We start from the raw sequence: 15,604 nt of genomic DNA on the forward strand, positions 1-15,604 counted from the left end.
GCGATCACGCACGGCGAAAGGAGAACAGTCAATGTACGGCAATAACTGGACCGCAGGTGGTACCGCCGCCGGCGGTACCACGCTCGCTGTCACGGGAGCCCCAACCCTTGGTTGGGTCATCCTCGTGGGGGTAGCCCTGCTGATTACCGGTTTTGTAGTCCTGCGAAACAGCAGGCTCAAAGCCGCAAAGCGGGGAGCACATCCCAACTCGTAATACCATCGGCGGGGCGGCTCTTTCCGGGCCGTCCCGCCATCCCCATTTTTCCCGGGCCATTCCGGCCTCGCCCAAGCATCGGAAGTAAATGTCGGTACTCGAATCCGCACAGGCGCTGGCTTTTGTGCTCCTGGTGGTTTTTCTGTCGTACATCCTGGTGATTCTGGTGCCCTTCCTCCGGCGCAAACCCGATCCCGAGGGCGATCCCGACTCTTTCTCGTGGCATGTGTTCATTCCGTGCCGCGATGAAGAAGTGGTGATCGGCGAAACCCTGGGATTGCTCCGCAGGCAATTCCCGCAGGCCCACGTATGGGTTGTCGATGACGACAGCGACGACGCCACCGCCGACATCGTGGACGCGGCCTCTGAGCGCGACGCCATGATCCACCTCGTTCGCCGTCGCCGGCCACTGGCCCGCACCGGCAAGGGAGATGCGCTTAACGCCGCCTACCGCACTTTGGACGGTTGGCTGCCTGCCGACGTCGACCGGTCGTCGGTGATTGTCCTGGTGGTCGACGCCGATGGCCACCTGGCTGACAATGCGTTCCGTCAGGCGGCTGGTCCCCTGGCGTTCGGTGACCCGGAAGTCGGCGCCGCCCAAACCGCCGTCTGGATGTCCAACCTGCAGGACCCCGCCCTCGAAGGCGGCACCGGGATGCAGCGTCTCAGGAAGTCCTTCGGACGGTACCTGGTCCTGATGCAGGACATGGAGTTCCGCACCACCATCGCGGCCATGCAGTCCCTTCGGCGGCACACCCTGACGGTCGGCCTGGGCGGCAACGGCCAGTTCACGCGGTTGTCCGCCCTGGATGTCATCGCCAGGACGTCCGGCCAGCCATGGCACGGGGCGCTCCTTGAAGATTACGAACTCGCGATCCACATCATGCTGGGTGGTTACAAGACCGTCTACATGCATGACACCCACGTAGCCCAGGAAGCACTCCCTGACCTCCGCAGGCTCCTCACGCAACGCACGCGGTGGTGCCACGGCGGCATGCAGTGCAGCGTCTACCTCAAGCGGATCTTCGAATCGCCCTACTTCAGCAACGTCGGCGCGATCGAATCCAGCTACTTCCTGGTCCAGCCTTTCATCCAGATTCTCGGCTTGGTCCTGTGGCCAACGCTGTTTATCACCATGGTGGCGCAGGGCTCATTGACCATGGGCAGCTTTGGCGCCTGGATCAGTGCGGCATGGTTCATCATTCCCCTGATCTTCGCAACAGGCGTGCTGCCGTTCGCGCTGTGGGGCCTGGTGTACCGGAAGCAGGTCACACCGGAGAAGAACTTCATGCTCGGTGTCCTCTGGGGCTTCGGCTACTGGCTCTACATGTACCAGAATTACGTCACGGTGCCCAGGGCAACCTACCGCCTCATCACAGGACGGCAGGGGTGGGCCAAGACCCGCCGCAACCAGGAGACAGACGTCAAACTCCTAGCGAAGGAAGCCTAGTGGCCATGAGCGCCGAAGCCGGCAACATCAGCGTCCCCACCGGACCCCGTGCGATCCCCGTACGGAAGGCCCGTGGCGGGGGCCTCATCGGGCTGGTCTTCATCGCTGCCGCGGCTGCGGCCATGCTGCAGCAGGAGCACATCAGGGCAGCCGAAGCCTGGCTCATGTCCGCCATTTTCGACGGCGTCCTCGGCGGGGCTTCCTACAGCGTGGGCGACATCATTTTCCACAATGTGGGCGGGGGCCAGCCCTTCGCCCTCCAAGTCACCGGGCTGTGCTCCAGCGCCGTCCTCCTCACGCCGATCGCAGGCCTCGCCGGGATTCTTTTCCTGATGGGACGCATCCCCGTCTCCCGGCTCATGCCCGCGGCCCTCATCGCACTCCTCATAGTCTGCATCAGCAACGCAACCCGCTATTTCATGATCGCAGCGGCGCAACAGAGCTGGGGGCAGCAGGGATTCGATGTCATGCACCACTTCCTGGGTTCCTTCGTGGTGATTTTCGGCTTCGTCGCGGCCATCATCGTGCTGGTCCGGGCCGCCGTCGTCCGCAAAGACCGTGCAAAGACCCACAGCAAGGGCCGGCGTGCGTCCTCGTAGTCTGTTCCGGGCGTCGGCCGTCATGGCCGCGGTGATGATAACGGCAGCCTTGGCCGCCTGTGATGAAGGAAAATCCGGGGTGGACACGGCGAGTCCGGAAACAGGACTCTGCCATGCCGTGGTGTCCCCGGAAGAATTCGATGCCAGCAGCGAAGCCAGCCCGCCTGTTTCCTGCACCGAACGCCACACCACCCAGACTTTCCTGGTCACGACGATGCCCGAACCCCTGGCCCGCCAGGAGTCACGTCCCAACCAGCAGCAGCTCAAGGCTGCCGGCAAACGGCTGTGCACCAGCGAGGACCTGCGCACTTATCTCTCCGCGTCCGACAGGGACGGGACCTTCGGACTGGCGGTCACCAGTTACTTCCCTGACAGGGACGCCTGGGCTGCCGGCAGCCGGGCGGTTCGTTGCGACGTAGCGGTCACGGACCAAGACGGCACCCCGCAGGAAACCGGCCTTGACCTCAAGGATGCTTTGGCGGGACCACACTCGGCAGCAGTACGGCTCTGCTACCGGCAGGAATACAAGGACGGCGTTCTTTCCGACGACGGAACCGATGTCCCGTGTTCGGAGCCCCATACCGCGGAGGACATCAGCGCATGGATCGCCCAGGACGCGTCACTGGCAACACCCGTGGCGCGTGAAGCGCGTTGCCTTCCCTATGCGCTCGAATTCCTCGGCACGGAAAAACTGCCGGCAGGCGTCACAGTCCATCCCATCATCCGGACGGTGGGCACTGCCCGGACCGTCCGCTGCGCCGTGGCCTCCGCCCGGCAGCCAGTACCGGGTGAAGCTCCGGAATTGGTGACCGGAACCCTGGCTCCCGTGCGCGTGCCTGTCACCGGGGGAGCAGTAAACAATGGCTGATCAAGGATCCGGGAGCGCCACGCAGCTCCGTGAACGTGGCGGGAAAGCGCAGAGAACGTTCACCCCTGCCCCTGTGCGCGGACGCAAGGGCACCAAGGCCCGTCCGCTCGGCAGCCTGGGACGATACTTTGCCAGGACCTTCGGTCCCGGTACCTTGACGCTGGGACCAGTCCACGGCGCGGCCCTGATCGCGGGGCTGGTAGCGGCCGCCCTCATGATGGTCCGGCTGTTCATTCCGGAACCTGTGGGGATGGGGGACCAGGGCGAGGGGCATGGTCTGCTGTGCTCGCTGGGGGTCATGAACCAACGGCCCTGGGATTACGCGGGGTTCACGAAGTACATCCACCCTTCCTGGGTCCCGCACCAGTTCTACGGTGAAGGCTGCGGCGCCAACGGCACCGGGGAGCCGTACTACTCTTCCCAGCTGCTGTTCCTGTGGTTGGGGAAACTGCTGACACCCCTCCTGGGCTGGGGACCAGGGCTGGACACCCGTGCCGTTGGAATCGTCTGCTGTGTGGTCTTCGGATTGCTGATCGCGGCCCTGATCAACGTGCTGCCTGGCCGGACCTGGTTCCGTATCCTCATCGCCGCGCTGGTCACCGGGGTGATGGCAGACGGCGTCTTCGCTGACTTCTTCGTCTCGCCCTACAGCGAACCCGCGGCCTTCCTTGGCATTCTTGCCGTGTCCGTTGCGCTGCTCCACTACTGGAACGGCAGCGGTCCGCGGTGGCTGGCTTTGCTGCTGGTCGTCTTCGCGACGGTCTTTACCGTTGCGGCAAAAACACAAACTGTCTCGTGGCTGCCCGTTATTGCCCTGGCGCTGCTCTGGGTGCCGTGGCGGCGGGGTGCAGCGGACGGTGAGGCGGCCGTCGTCGTGCCTCCGTCCGACGGTAAACCGGCCGACGGTGCGCTCGGCAGGGGTCGACATTGGCGCGCGCTATTGCTGCCCGCGACGGCGGTGCTGCTCATCGTTGCGTTTTCGGTGGCATTCATCAACGTCCAACCCAAGCGCTTCTCGGAGGTGAACCTTTACAACGCCGTCTTTGTGGAGCTTCTTCCGTACAGCCCAACCCCTGAGGCAGACCTCGAATGGTTGGGGCTGGACCCAAGTTTCATCAACTCCATGGACACTACGGTGGCCTCCACACGTTCGGCTGTTTACAACCCGCTGTACCCCCAGTTCCAGGAGAAGATCAGCCTGGGCACGATCGCCGGTTTTTACGCCACGCATCCGGAACGGCTCATCACCATGGGCGAACGCGGAGTGACTGCCATGCTGACTCCGGAACTGGGCTATGTTGGCTCGTACCTTGAGGGTTCCGATCATGGCCCTTATGAAAAGGAACGGCGTTTTCCCGTGGTGTTGGGCCTGTTCAGCGCCGTAAAAGCTGCTCCGGTGGCCTTCGTCGGGATGCAGTTGGTGACGCTGCTGCTGGGCCTGGCCGTGGCTTTCCGGAAGCGGAGTGCTGTGGGAAGGCTGGCGGTCATCATGGTGCTGGGATGCTGGTTCCAGTTCTGGGCCGTCATGCTCAATGGCGGCCAGGCCGAAATTTACAAGCAGATGATCATTGCGGGCTTCATGGCGGCATTGTGCGGGCCATTGCTGGTGGCCCTGATCAGCATCCTGGCTTCGGAGCCGGGGAAGGTGCCGGCGCGAAAGCGCAGGGGCCGGCGGGCCAAGGCACAGCAAGGGTCAGCTGATCCAGCCATCGTTGCTTAACTGCTTGCGGAGGCTGATGACATTGCCGAGCTTGATGCCGGCCGTGGCGTAGCGCTGCCGGATCCGGTGAAGGTGCGCCTTGACTGTTTGCTCGCTGATTCCCATGGCATCCGCAACGCCACGAACGGACATGGCGTCACTGCCAAGGTACAGCTCGGCAAGACGCTGTTCCCGGGGTGAAAGTGTGATGCGCAGCGGTGTGCTGCTGTCATGACCGGCCAGGACGTCAGGATGCAGATATTCCTGTCCGGATGCGGCGGCGCGGAGGGCGAGTTCCGTGTGCCGGGGGCCAGCTGCCTTGGGCACATAACCCAAGGCACCGGCAGAGCGGACCGCGCCCGCATCCCAGCGGTCCAGGGCGGTGGCAAGGACTACCACCCGCAATCCGGCCCGCACCAGCTGTTGAACTGCCGGGACCAGTTTTTCCCGGCGATCGAGGGTACCCAGGACAGCCACCGTCACCGAAAGGCCGCCCAAGGCCTCCTGCTGGAGTTGCGTGGGAACGGTAGTGAAGCCCGCCGCGACCACCAGGTCCGGGGCGTTGCGGCGCAACCACGCATCCAAGGTATCGATCATCAATTGGTGCTGGTCCACCACCATCAGGCGCGTCACCATGGCTTGGGTGCCTTGATGGGGACAATGATGCTGGCTCCTCCGGGGTCCGTGTGAACGCGTGGCGAACCCAGGGCTTCCACCTCGCTCCACAACGCGGGGGTGCAGCGGTTCGGATTGAGTCCGGTCACACGCCAGGTAATCAGCAAATGATCGTTCACATGCGGCTCCACATAGACATGTACCCTTCCGGGCAAACTGCTGCCTTGGCGCGGCCCGTCCGGCACCGGCTTCAGCAGCAGCATGGTGACCGCGAGGAGTGCCGGGCGCTGTGCCTGCGGGATACGTTGAAGGAGGTCCGGCTGGGCCGTCACAGTGGCCGTGGAGTCCAGGCCGGCCAGCACCAAGGACTCCGACAACCAGTCGCTGCCCTGTGCCACCATCAACTGGGCACGCAACCGCGAGGCGAGCCACTGGGCTTCCTCCGCCAGGCCCGGCGTCAGCGGGTGGCTTTCGCTCCGGGCTGCCCTCGCAAACAGCTCCTGGATCTGATGGTGTGTGGCTGACAGCTCCTCGGTGTGGGCCGAACTGCGGGTATCAGCCTGCCTGGTCAGGGCAGTCATGGCCTGGGCGGAATGCCTGGCGAGCTGTTCCTCCATGCGGCTCCGGATTCCCACGACGAACAAAGCGCCCAAAAGCCCCGGGATAAGCGTGATGAAGAAAATCAGCAGGCCCTCGCCGGACCCGAATCTCGGAGTGGTGGCGTAGTAGAAGCTGCTCAGGACCGAGTTGGCGGCCGACAGGAGCATGAAACCCATCAGGTCCCACCGCATGCAGACAAGGAAGACCAAAGCCGACCCCAGCATGACGTTGAAGGCGAGGGCCAGGTAGCCCGAGCCCAGCGTCACCACTTGGGCCGTCATCACGCCCGAAATAATGGACGTGGCCAGCCAGGCCAGGCGCACATAGGGAAGATGCCTGCGGGGCGTTGCCGGCGCAGACGCCAGGAAAGCCGCGCAGCAGCCAATGAGGTCGAGGGCCACGGCAGCAAACCTTGAGCGATCAAGACTGCTCCCGTCGAAGGACACCACCTGCGTCATGGCCGAAAATATCCAGAGCGTCAGACTGATGCTCACCAGGATGCCCCGGGACAGGAAAAGGGGACCGGCAGTGGCCCCGTGTACATCCGGAAGGAATCGGTTCATGCCGCCTCGACCTCAAGGACAACAGTGGTACCACGCCCTGGTGTCGACAACAGCCTGGCGTTCCCGCCGACCTGTGCCATTCGCTCAATGATCGAATGCCTCACCCCGAAGCTCTCCGCCGGGAGGGACCCGGGGTCGAATCCGCGGCCCGCATCGCTGACGAGGACCGACACCACAGGACCTGTGCGCGAAATGAGCACATCCACGTGATCGCTCCCGGCATGCCGGGCCGCATTGACCATGCATTCCCCGGCAGCATCAGCAACCGCCCGCAAGGTATCCGGCGGCAGGGTTCCGCCCTCGCCGAAAACGTCCACGGTGAAGCCGTTCCGGCTGTGTTCGCGGGCCCGCTCTTTCAGCAACGACGCCACGTCAGCGGCAGTGGAAGACTCGACGACGGCCAGCCCGCCTCCGCTGCCAAGGGCCGCGCGCCGGCCGTCCAGCGTGGTGGCTTCCGCCGGGGTGCCGGGGCTCCGGTGACCTGACCCGACGCCGTCGTACTCTCCAGCGGCGAACATGCTGCGGAAGTCCTCCGGAGCCAACCCGGCGCCGCCCCGGGCCAAGAGGGTCAGCCCCCGCAGCACGGTGTCGTGAAGCAAGCGGGCGTCATGGGCGGCTGCACTGGTCCGGTCCCGGACGACCGCCTGGGCAGCAAGGGATTCCGCCTTCACGGCTTGGTCGCGCAGGAAAATATCCAGGGCCCTGGGCGCTGAGTGACGGATGGCGAGCATGATGAGCCAGAATCCCACAAGAATCGAGAAGGTGATGGGACCGAGGCGATGCAGGATTGATGTCGCGATGGTATGCCCAAATACCAGGACGGCCAGCAGCGCCGTATAGACCGCCGACTGCCAAGAAGCGCGCAAGGACAAGGCCACCGTGGAGCTGGCACCGATCAGCAGGCTGTGCGCCAGGAGCAGCGAGTCCGAATCCTGGCGGTAGCTGACTCCTGCCAGGAGTTCGGACAGGGCGATCAGGCCCACGACGGTCATCAGCCGAAGGGGCCAGAAATCGGTCCGCAGCATCGTAGCGAAGCACATCACCAGCATCATCACGAGCACCCACGCCAAGGCCCGGTGCCACAGGGGTCCGCCCATGATCGGAAACAGGTATAGCCAGGAGGCCGCCACGAAAACGAAGCTCATTACTGTCCCGGATCTGGCCAGCAGGTCCGAGCGCTCCAACGCGGGCCGGCAGGTTGCCAGCCGCGTTATCCATGCCCCCATGAATGTCTCCCCAAAACCCGTCATCGGAATATGATGACCACTTAGCCAGCATCATATGCGGGGAGGACCGATTTAAGTGCGATACCCGGTGTCCCGACCCACGATCGAAGTGGACATCGTGGAGGATCACGCCGTCCTGCTCGAAGGGCTTTCCCAGTGGCTCCAGGACAACACCACGGGCATCCGTGTGGTTGGCCGGTTCGCCTCCTGGGCCGAAGCCGCAGCAAGCCTGGGTGCCCTGTCCGATGTCGTTATCCTGGACGTTCTCCTGGGTGACCAGGTCCCGCTGCGCGCCAAGATCGAGGCCATCCTTTCCTCCGGCCCGCAGGTTGTGGTGTGCAGTTCTGTCCTTGACCCTGCCGTAATGCGCCAGGCCATGGCGGCCGGCGCCATGGCGTACATCCCCAAGACCGCCTCCGCGAGTGTGGTGGAAACCGCGCTCCGGCGCGCAGCGCAAGGGCTGCAACACATCACCCCTGAAGTGGCCGCAGCCATGGATGCCGGCCGGGGGGAACCGCAATTGTCCGCCAGGGAGCACCAAGTGGTCTCCGTCTACCTCGGAGGAGAGGCCGGGACCATGGCGGAGACAGCCCAGCTGCTGGGTATCTCCGTGGATGGTGTGAAGAAACACCTGGCGTCAGTGCGCCGGAAGTTCCAGGACGGTCCGGAGCCCCTGACGAGGCTGGGACTCCGGGAGCGGCTCACTGCCGGCGGATGGCTGCTGGAGGACCCGCGGCAGTAGATTCCGGTGGTTGGCCCCGGGGCCGTGGACGTACCGCCCTATAGTGTCGGGGGCACCGCCTAGACTGGTAGGCACCATGGATATGTTGTTTGACCCCTACGCAGACGGACCCTTCAAAGCAGGCACCAAAGCCGCAGTCAAGGCTGCCCCGGAGCTATCACGCCCAGGTGGTGGTGCGCCGGGTCCCCGTCTTCAGGAGGGCGGCGGCGGCCAGTCGGAGGCTCCTGCCTCAGGGGGATGGGGCAACCCGGGCACGTCCGGGCTCCCCTCTGCCGATGCCCTGCTCCAAGGGCTGAACCCGCAGCAGGAAGAGGCAGTCAAGCACGCCGGAAGTCCGCTGCTCATCGTTGCAGGCGCAGGTTCGGGCAAAACGCGTGTGCTCAGTAACCGCATCGCCTACCTCATCGCCACCAAACGGGCACATCACGGCGAAATCCTTGCCATTACCTTCACCAACAAGGCAGCAGCCGAGATGCGGGAGCGCATTGAGGCGTTGGTGGGGGCGCGGGCCAAGGGCATGTGGATCTCCACCTTCCACTCATCCTGTGTCCGTATCCTGCGGCGCGAGGCCGCCAACGTGGGCCTGAACTCGAACTTCTCCATCTACGACTCCGCCGACTCGCTGCGCCTCATCACCCTGGTGGCCAAGAACCTGGACCTCGATCCCAAGAAGTTCGCGCCCAAGGCCATCCAGCACAAGATCTCGGCCCTCAAGAACGAGCTCATCGACGCCGACTCCTACTCCTCCGCGGCGAATCACAACGACCCCTTCGAAACCGCCGTGGCTGATGTCTTCAAGGGCTACACGCAACGCCTGCGCCAGGCCAACGCCATGGATTTCGACGACCTCATCGCAGAGACCGTCTACATGTTCCGGGCTTTCCCTGCGCTCGCGGAGTCCTACCGGCGGCGCTTCCGGCACGTCCTGGTGGACGAGTACCAGGACACCAACCATGCACAGTACGCGCTGGTCAGGGAGATCGTGGGCCTGGGCACTGACACAGAGGTCCAACCCAGCGAACTGACCGTGGTGGGTGATTCGGACCAGTCCATCTACGCCTTCCGCGGTGCGGACATCCGCAACATCGTGGAGTTCGAAGCCGACTATCCTAACGCGCGCACCATCAAGCTGGAGCAGAACTACCGTTCCACGCAGAACATCCTCAGCGCAGCCAACTCCGTCATCTCCCGCAACCCCAACCGCCAGGAAAAGCGGCTGTGGACGGCTGAAGGCGATGGCGAGAAGATCATCGGTTACGTGGGCGAGAACGAGCACGACGAAGCCCAGTTCATTGCCAAGGAAATCGACCGCCTGCAGGACGAGGAAGGCCTGCGTCCCGGAGACGTTGCCATCTTCTACCGGACCAACGCACAGTCGCGCTCCATTGAAGACGTCCTGGTCCGCGTGGGCCTGCCGTACAAGGTTGTTGGCGGCACCCGCTTTTACGAGCGCAAGGAAATCAAGGACGCCCTGGCGTACCTGCGCGTCCTGGTGAACCCGGACGACGACGTCAACCTCCGCCGCGTGCTCAACGAACCCAAACGAGGGATCGGCGACCGTGCCGAGGGTGCCGTCGCCGCCCTTGCCGAGCGCGAGCGGACATCCTTCATGGCTGCGGCACGTCGGGCGGACCAGGCGCCGGGCATGGCCACGCGTTCGGTCAACGCTGTCCTCGGCTTCGTGAAGCTCCTGGACGACCTCGCGGAAGTCGCCTCCGGATCCGGCGCGGCTGCAGCCCTCGAGGCAGTCCTGGAACAGACCGGCTACCTCGCCGGACTGCGCGCCAGTTCCGACCCGCAGGACGAATCGCGGGTAGAGAACCTTGCCGAACTTGTAGCCGTCGTCCGTGAGTACGAAAGGGACAATCCGGAGGGGTCACTGGGCGAGTTCCTGGAACAGGTGTCCCTGGTGGCAGATGCCGACCAGATTCCGGACGCTCCCGGCGCGGACATCGATGCTGCGGTGGCAGAAGCCAAGCGCATGGGAGTTGTCACGCTGATGACTCTGCACACAGCAAAGGGCCTTGAGTTCCCTGTGGTCTTCCTGACCGGCATGGAGCACGGGATTTTCCCGCACCAGCGCTCGGCCACGGACCCGAAGGAACTGGCAGAAGAGCGCCGGCTGGCCTACGTGGGGCTCACCCGGGCACGCCAGCGGCTCTACGTCACGCGCTCGGAGGTCCGCAGCATGTGGGGCCAAAGCCAGTACAACCCGGCCAGCCAGTTCCTCGAAGAGATTCCGTCCGAACTCGTGGAGTGGAAGCGCGAAGGCATGAGCCGGCAGGCGGGCGGATGGGGGAGTGCTCCCATCGGTTCCAACCGTTACGGTGGTTCGTTCTGGGGTGCGGGTACCTCCCGCGGTGTGGCCGCGAGCCCAACCGCAGGGTTCGACGCCGACGTTCCTGCCGCCGTCGCACGCAACAGGGTGCAGCCACAGAAGGAAGTCATTTCCGTAGTGGTGGGGGACAAGGTCAACCACACGAGTTTCGGCAACGGCGTGGTGCTCGGCGTCGAAGGTGCGGGCGACAAGACGGTCGCGAAGGTGAAGTTCGACGTCGGCGAGAAGCGCCTGTTGTTGCGTTATGCGCCGCTGACCAAGCTTGATGCATGAGGCCGCACGGCATAATTGGTGCCATGCGTCGCACAGTGTGGGGGATTCTGGCCGCTTTGCTCCTGGTGTTGGTGTCGGGTTGCTCCTTCGCCACCAAGGACCCGGACTACGTTCCGCCTGCCCCTTTGCCGCCGCTGGAGCAACTGCAGCAGGTACCTGTCTCTGAGCAGACCACTCTGGCTGCGGGCGAGGACGTCACAGCTTTCGTCACCGGGGACCGGAACATCGTGTGCGCCATGACGTCCTCAAGGGGCGGTCACCTCAACCTCCCGTACGAGGCCAACAGCTACTCGGACGCAGCCAACAACAAATTCGCGGTAGTGCCGGTGGTGCACTGCGAACTTGCCGCGTACGCCAAGGCTGAGCTTGACGACATGGCGGACGATTGCGCAGGCACCGGGCTGGGCTACCTTGGCGGAACAGCGCTCCTCACTCCGGACAAGGCCGTCTACGGCTCGTGTCGTTCCGGCGTAACACAAATGGAGTCGGAGTTCGGACCCAAGGGCAGCCGCAACGGTCCCATCTCCAAGCTTCGCGAGCTGGCCGACGGCCAGAACATCGAACGCAACGGCCTGCGGTGTTCTGCCTACAACGGGGGAGTAGCCTGCGGAAACGTCTCCGGGGGCGTGGCGTTCTTCGTCAGCCGTGAGGGTTACCAGTTGGTTTCCGACGGCGGCAAGACGGTCCGCGGGAGCCTGAAGGAAGGCTTCTGATGGGCTTTGCACGGATCCGGAAGAACCCAAAATCCGCGTGATTATGCGGTTTTTCTACATACGATAGAAGTGTAAGGTTACTCACTTAACGGGTACTGTGTAGCTGGCGGGACTCCTCAAAGGGCTAAAGTTCCGAGAGGACCTTACGCAATGTGACCGGCTTCAATCCTGGTTGTCACCGCGTACTCTCCGCAGCTGGCTATCGCGGTCATCGCGGTTCCCGGCTGAACAGAAAACTACTTCGACGTAGAAGGACACTAAACCGTGGACCTGTTTGAATATCAGGCGCGCGATATGTTCGAAGCGCACGGTGTACCCGTGCTCGCCGGCATCGTGGCGCACACTCCTGAAGAAGCGAAGGCAGCTGCCGAGAAGATCGGCGGCGTAACAGTCGTCAAGGCACAGGTTAAGGTTGGTGGCCGCGGCAAGGCCGGCGGCGTCAAGGTTGCCAAGTCTGCCGACGAGGCACTTGAGCACGCCACCAATATCCTGGGCATGGACATCAAGGGCCACACCGTCAACAAGGTGATGATCGCCCAGGGTGCTGACATCGCCGAGGAATTCTACTTCTCGGTCCTCCTGGACCGTGCCAACCGCAACTACCTGGCCATGTGCTCGGTTGAAGGCGGCATGGAAATCGAGCAGCTTGCTGTCGAGCGTCCCGAGGCCCTGGCCAAGATCGCTATCGACCCGGCTGTGGGCATCGACCAGGCCAAGGCTGACGAGATCGTCGCAGCTGCAGGCTTCGCTGAAGAACTGCGCGGCAAGGTCGCCGACGTCATTCTGAAGCTCTGGGATGTCTTCAAGAAGGAAGACGCAACCCTGGTTGAGGTCAACCCGCTGGTCCGCACCGGAGCAGGCGACATCGTTGCCCTCGACGGCAAGGTCTCCCTGGACGAGAACGCAGACTTCCGCCACGTGCACCACGCAACGCTGGAAGACAAGGACGCAGCTGACCCGCTCGAGGCCAAGGCCAAGGCGCAGGACCTCAACTACGTCAAGCTGGACGGCGAAGTAGGCATCATCGGCAACGGCGCCGGTCTTGTGATGTCCACCCTCGACGTCGTTGCTTACGCCGGCGAGAACCACGGCAACGTCAAGCCCGCCAACTTCCTGGACATCGGTGGTGGAGCTTCCGCCGAGGTCATGGCCAACGGCCTGGACGTTATCCTGGGCGACTCCCAGGTCAAGAGCGTGTTCGTGAACGTCTTCGGTGGCATCACCGCGTGTGACGCTGTTGCCAAGGGCATCGTGGGTGCACTGGCCGAGCTCGGTTCTTCCGCGAACAAGCCGCTGGTTGTTCGCCTCGACGGCAACAACGTTGAGGAAGGCCGCCGCATCCTGACCGAGGCCAACCACCCGCTGGTAACCCTGGCCGCCACCATGGACGAGGGCGCCGACAAGGCCGCCGAGCTCGCCAACGCAGCTAAGTAAAGGGACGCGACAATGTCTATCTACCTCAACAAGGACTCCAAGGTCATCGTTCAGGGCATCACCGGCGGCGAGGGCACCAAGCACACCGCCCTGATGCTCAAGGCCGGCACCAACATTGTTGGTGGCGTCAATGCCCGCAAGGCCGGCACCACGGTCCTGCACGGCGACAAGGAAATCACGGTCTTCGGCACCGTCAAGGAAGCCATGGCTGAAACCGGCGCTGACGTCTCCATCGTCTTCGTTCCGCCGGCATTCACCAAGGACGCCGTGGTTGAAGCCATCGAAGCCGGCATCGGCCTCGTGGTTGTCATCACCGAAGGTGTTCCGGTTCAGGACTCCGCAGAGTTCTGGGCACTGGCCCAGTCCAAGGTGGACGCCGACGGCAAGCAGGTCACGCGCATCATCGGACCGAACTGCCCCGGCATCATCACCCCGGGCGAGGCCCTGGTTGGCATCACCCCTGCGAACATCACGGGCAAGGGCCCCATCGGCCTCGTGTCCAAGTCCGGTACCTTGACCTACCAGATGATGTACGAACTCCGTGACCTCGGCTTCTCCACCGCGATCGGCATCGGTGGCGACCCCATCATCGGCACCACGCACATCGACGCCCTGGCCGCGTTCGAAGCTGACCCCGAGACCAAGGCAATCGTCATGATCGGCGAAATCGGTGGCGACGCTGAAGAGCGCGCAGCCGACTTCATCAAGGCCAACGTCACCAAGCCTGTTGTTGGCTACGTGGCTGGCTTCACCGCTCCCGAAGGCAAGACCATGGGCCACGCCGGCGCCATCGTCTCCGGTTCCGCTGGTACCGCACAGGCCAAGAAGGAAGCCCTCGAAGCTGCAGGCGTGAAGGTCGGCAAGACGCCGTCCGAGACCGCCAAGCTGCTGCGCGAAGTTTACGCAACGCTCTAGGTTCCGCAGTAAGACTAACGACGGCGGCCCGGTGCCTTCCCATGGAAGGTGCCGGGCCGCCGTCGTATTTTAAGCGTTCGTTGTGGGGCCTGATGTGCGGGGTATTCGCGTGTTTTGGGGGCGCAGAGCGGGCCTCGCAACGTGAGGTTCCTCGTTGTGGGGCCTGTTGTGCAGGGTGTTCGCGTGTTTGGGGGCGCAGCGCGGGGACGAGTGACGCGCATGTTCGCTGGGGACGCGCATGTTCGTTGGTGACGCCCGTATGTGGGTGTCCTGGGTCGGGTTGGGTGTCGCTCAGGAGTTTGGGTGTCATTTACGACGGCGGCCCGGTCCCTTCCCCGCGGAAGGTGCCGGGCCGCCGTCGTACTTTAAGCGTTCGTTGTGGGGCCCGCTGTGCGGGGAATTCGCGTGTTTGGGGGCGCAGAGTGGGCCTCGCAACGTGAGGTTCCTCGTTGTGGGGCCTGTTGTGCAGGGTGTTCGCGTGTTTGGGTGGCGTAGCGCGGGGACGAGTGACGCGCATGTTCGCTGGTGACGCGCATATTCGTTGGTGACGCCCGTATGTGGGTGTCCTGGGTCGGGTTGGGTGTCGCTCAGGAGTTTGGGTGTCATTTACGACGGCGGCCCGGTGCCTTCCCACGGAAGGTGCCGGGCCGCCGTCGTACTTTAAGCGTTCGTTGTGGGGCCTGCTTTGCGGGGTATTCGCGTGTTTGGGGGCGCAGAGCGGGCCTCGCAACGCTCAAGAAAAGGCCCGTCCGGAATGTCCCGGGCGGGCCTTTTCTGTACTCCAGATGCAATTGTTTGTTAGTATGTCAGGACAAACTACTCCAGGAGGATCGCAATGCCGCTTGTTCGAATCGATGTAAACCAAGGTCGCTCGCCCGCGGAGCTGGCTGCCCTTAGCCGCGCCATCCACGACGCCATCCTTGCCGAGTATGGAATCCCCGAGCGGGACTACTTCCACATCCTTACGGAACATGCGCAGGGTCAAATCGTCGCCCAGGACGCGGGCCTCGGTTTCGAGCGCACCGACAGTGTGGTCATGATCCAGATCTTCACCCAGGGTGGACGCAGTCAGGAGGCTAAGAGCTCCCTCTTTGAGGCCATCGCGACTGGCCTGGCCGCTGTGGGCGTTGCGGGCGAGGATGTCTTTGTTGGCTACGTGGAGAACTCGCCGGGGGACTGGTCCTTTGGCTTTGGGCGCAGCCAATATGTCAGTGGGGAACTGGCTGTTCCGAGCAAGTAAAAGCTGTCCGTGTCATGTTGTAAATATGTCAGTACAAACCTTTGACAGGACATGAAATCTGGTGCAAAGTAGTCATGTGGCCCCGCTCACTGAGGGGTGGCAAGGCATTGGGGCC

14 protein-coding genes are annotated in these 15,604 nt (G+C 63.6%); 11 read left to right on the forward strand and 3 right to left on the reverse strand.

The window, feature by feature from the left end; translation table 11 throughout:
• Nucleotides 1–31: 31 nt before the first annotated feature.
• The 5 genes from PYR64_RS03260 (at nucleotide 32) to PYR64_RS03280 (ending at nucleotide 4,851) form a co-directional block, all read left to right on the forward strand.
• Complete coding sequence (locus PYR64_RS03260; RefSeq protein ID WP_018779601.1) at nucleotides 32–214, forward strand: hypothetical protein; 183 nt, start codon at nucleotides 32–34, stop codon at nucleotides 212–214.
• Between the two features lie 88 nt (nucleotides 215–302).
• Complete coding sequence (locus PYR64_RS03265) at nucleotides 303–1,664, forward strand: glycosyltransferase (protein WP_275778314.1); 1,362 nt, start codon at nucleotides 303–305, stop codon at nucleotides 1,662–1,664.
• 5 nt (nucleotides 1,665–1,669) lie between these two features.
• The gene (gene xrtS, locus PYR64_RS03270) at nucleotides 1,670–2,263 is read left to right on the forward strand and encodes an exosortase S (RefSeq protein ID WP_275778316.1); all 594 of its coding nucleotides are present in this window, start codon (nucleotides 1,670–1,672) and stop codon (nucleotides 2,261–2,263) included.
• The gene (locus PYR64_RS03275) at nucleotides 2,250–3,131 is read left to right on the forward strand and encodes a septum formation family protein (RefSeq protein ID WP_144401238.1); all 882 of its coding nucleotides are present in this window, start codon (nucleotides 2,250–2,252) and stop codon (nucleotides 3,129–3,131) included. The genes xrtS and PYR64_RS03275 overlap by 14 nt, the downstream gene beginning before the upstream one ends.
• Nucleotides 3,124–4,851, forward strand: a complete 1,728-nt coding sequence (locus PYR64_RS03280) for a sugar ABC transporter permease (protein ID WP_039240042.1) — start codon at nucleotides 3,124–3,126, stop codon at nucleotides 4,849–4,851. The genes PYR64_RS03275 and PYR64_RS03280 overlap by 8 nt, the downstream gene beginning before the upstream one ends.
• Here the strand turns inward: PYR64_RS03280 and PYR64_RS03285 are convergent.
• The 3 genes from PYR64_RS03285 to PYR64_RS03295 are packed head-to-tail and all read right to left on the reverse strand — an operon-like array spanning nucleotide 4,825 to nucleotide 7,834.
• Nucleotides 4,825–5,466 (reverse strand): LuxR C-terminal-related transcriptional regulator, encoded by a 642-nt coding sequence (locus PYR64_RS03285; protein WP_052247125.1) that lies wholly within the window; start codon nucleotides 5,464–5,466, stop codon nucleotides 4,825–4,827. The genes PYR64_RS03280 and PYR64_RS03285 overlap by 27 nt on opposite strands.
• Nucleotides 5,460–6,608, reverse strand: a complete 1,149-nt coding sequence (locus PYR64_RS03290) for a hypothetical protein (protein ID WP_039240043.1) — start codon at nucleotides 6,606–6,608, stop codon at nucleotides 5,460–5,462. The genes PYR64_RS03285 and PYR64_RS03290 overlap by 7 nt, the downstream gene beginning before the upstream one ends.
• On the reverse strand, nucleotides 6,605–7,834 hold the full coding sequence (locus PYR64_RS03295) for an ATP-binding protein (RefSeq protein WP_160291489.1): 1,230 nt from the start codon (nucleotides 7,832–7,834) through the stop codon (nucleotides 6,605–6,607). Before PYR64_RS03295 ends, PYR64_RS03290 begins: the two co-directional genes overlap by 4 nt.
• Before the next feature lie 88 nt (nucleotides 7,835–7,922).
• On the opposite strand from PYR64_RS03295, the gene PYR64_RS03300 reads away from it, so the two are divergent.
• From PYR64_RS03300 to PYR64_RS03325, 6 genes are all read left to right on the forward strand, one after another.
• Nucleotides 7,923–8,576: a response regulator transcription factor gene (locus PYR64_RS03300; RefSeq protein WP_039240046.1), complete on the forward strand. Its 654-nt coding sequence runs from the start codon at nucleotides 7,923–7,925 to the stop codon at nucleotides 8,574–8,576.
• 76 nt (nucleotides 8,577–8,652) lie between these two features.
• Nucleotides 8,653–11,187, forward strand: coding sequence for a DNA helicase PcrA (gene pcrA, locus PYR64_RS03305; protein ID WP_039240047.1), 2,535 nt, complete (start codon nucleotides 8,653–8,655; stop codon nucleotides 11,185–11,187).
• A gap of 14 nt (nucleotides 11,188–11,201) precedes the next feature.
• Entirely contained in the window at nucleotides 11,202–11,900 is a 699-nt protein-coding gene (locus tag PYR64_RS03310; protein ID WP_144401240.1) for a hypothetical protein, read from the forward strand.
• A gap of 264 nt (nucleotides 11,901–12,164) precedes the next feature.
• Nucleotides 12,165–13,334, forward strand: coding sequence for an ADP-forming succinate--CoA ligase subunit beta (gene sucC / locus PYR64_RS03315; RefSeq protein ID WP_039240049.1), 1,170 nt, complete (start codon nucleotides 12,165–12,167; stop codon nucleotides 13,332–13,334).
• Nucleotides 13,335–13,346: 12 nt separating this feature from the next.
• Nucleotides 13,347–14,249, forward strand: a complete 903-nt coding sequence (gene sucD / locus PYR64_RS03320; RefSeq protein WP_018779613.1) for a succinate--CoA ligase subunit alpha — start codon at nucleotides 13,347–13,349, stop codon at nucleotides 14,247–14,249.
• A gap of 835 nt (nucleotides 14,250–15,084) precedes the next feature.
• A complete protein-coding gene (locus PYR64_RS03325) occupies nucleotides 15,085–15,489 on the forward strand; it encodes a tautomerase family protein (RefSeq protein ID WP_275778329.1) in 405 nt (134 codons plus the stop codon).
• The last annotated feature ends 115 nt before the right edge of the window (nucleotides 15,490–15,604 follow it).

Source organism: Paenarthrobacter sp. Y-19, from assembly GCF_029223985.1.
GTDB lineage: Bacteria > Actinomycetota > Actinomycetes > Actinomycetales > Micrococcaceae > Arthrobacter > Arthrobacter nicotinovorans.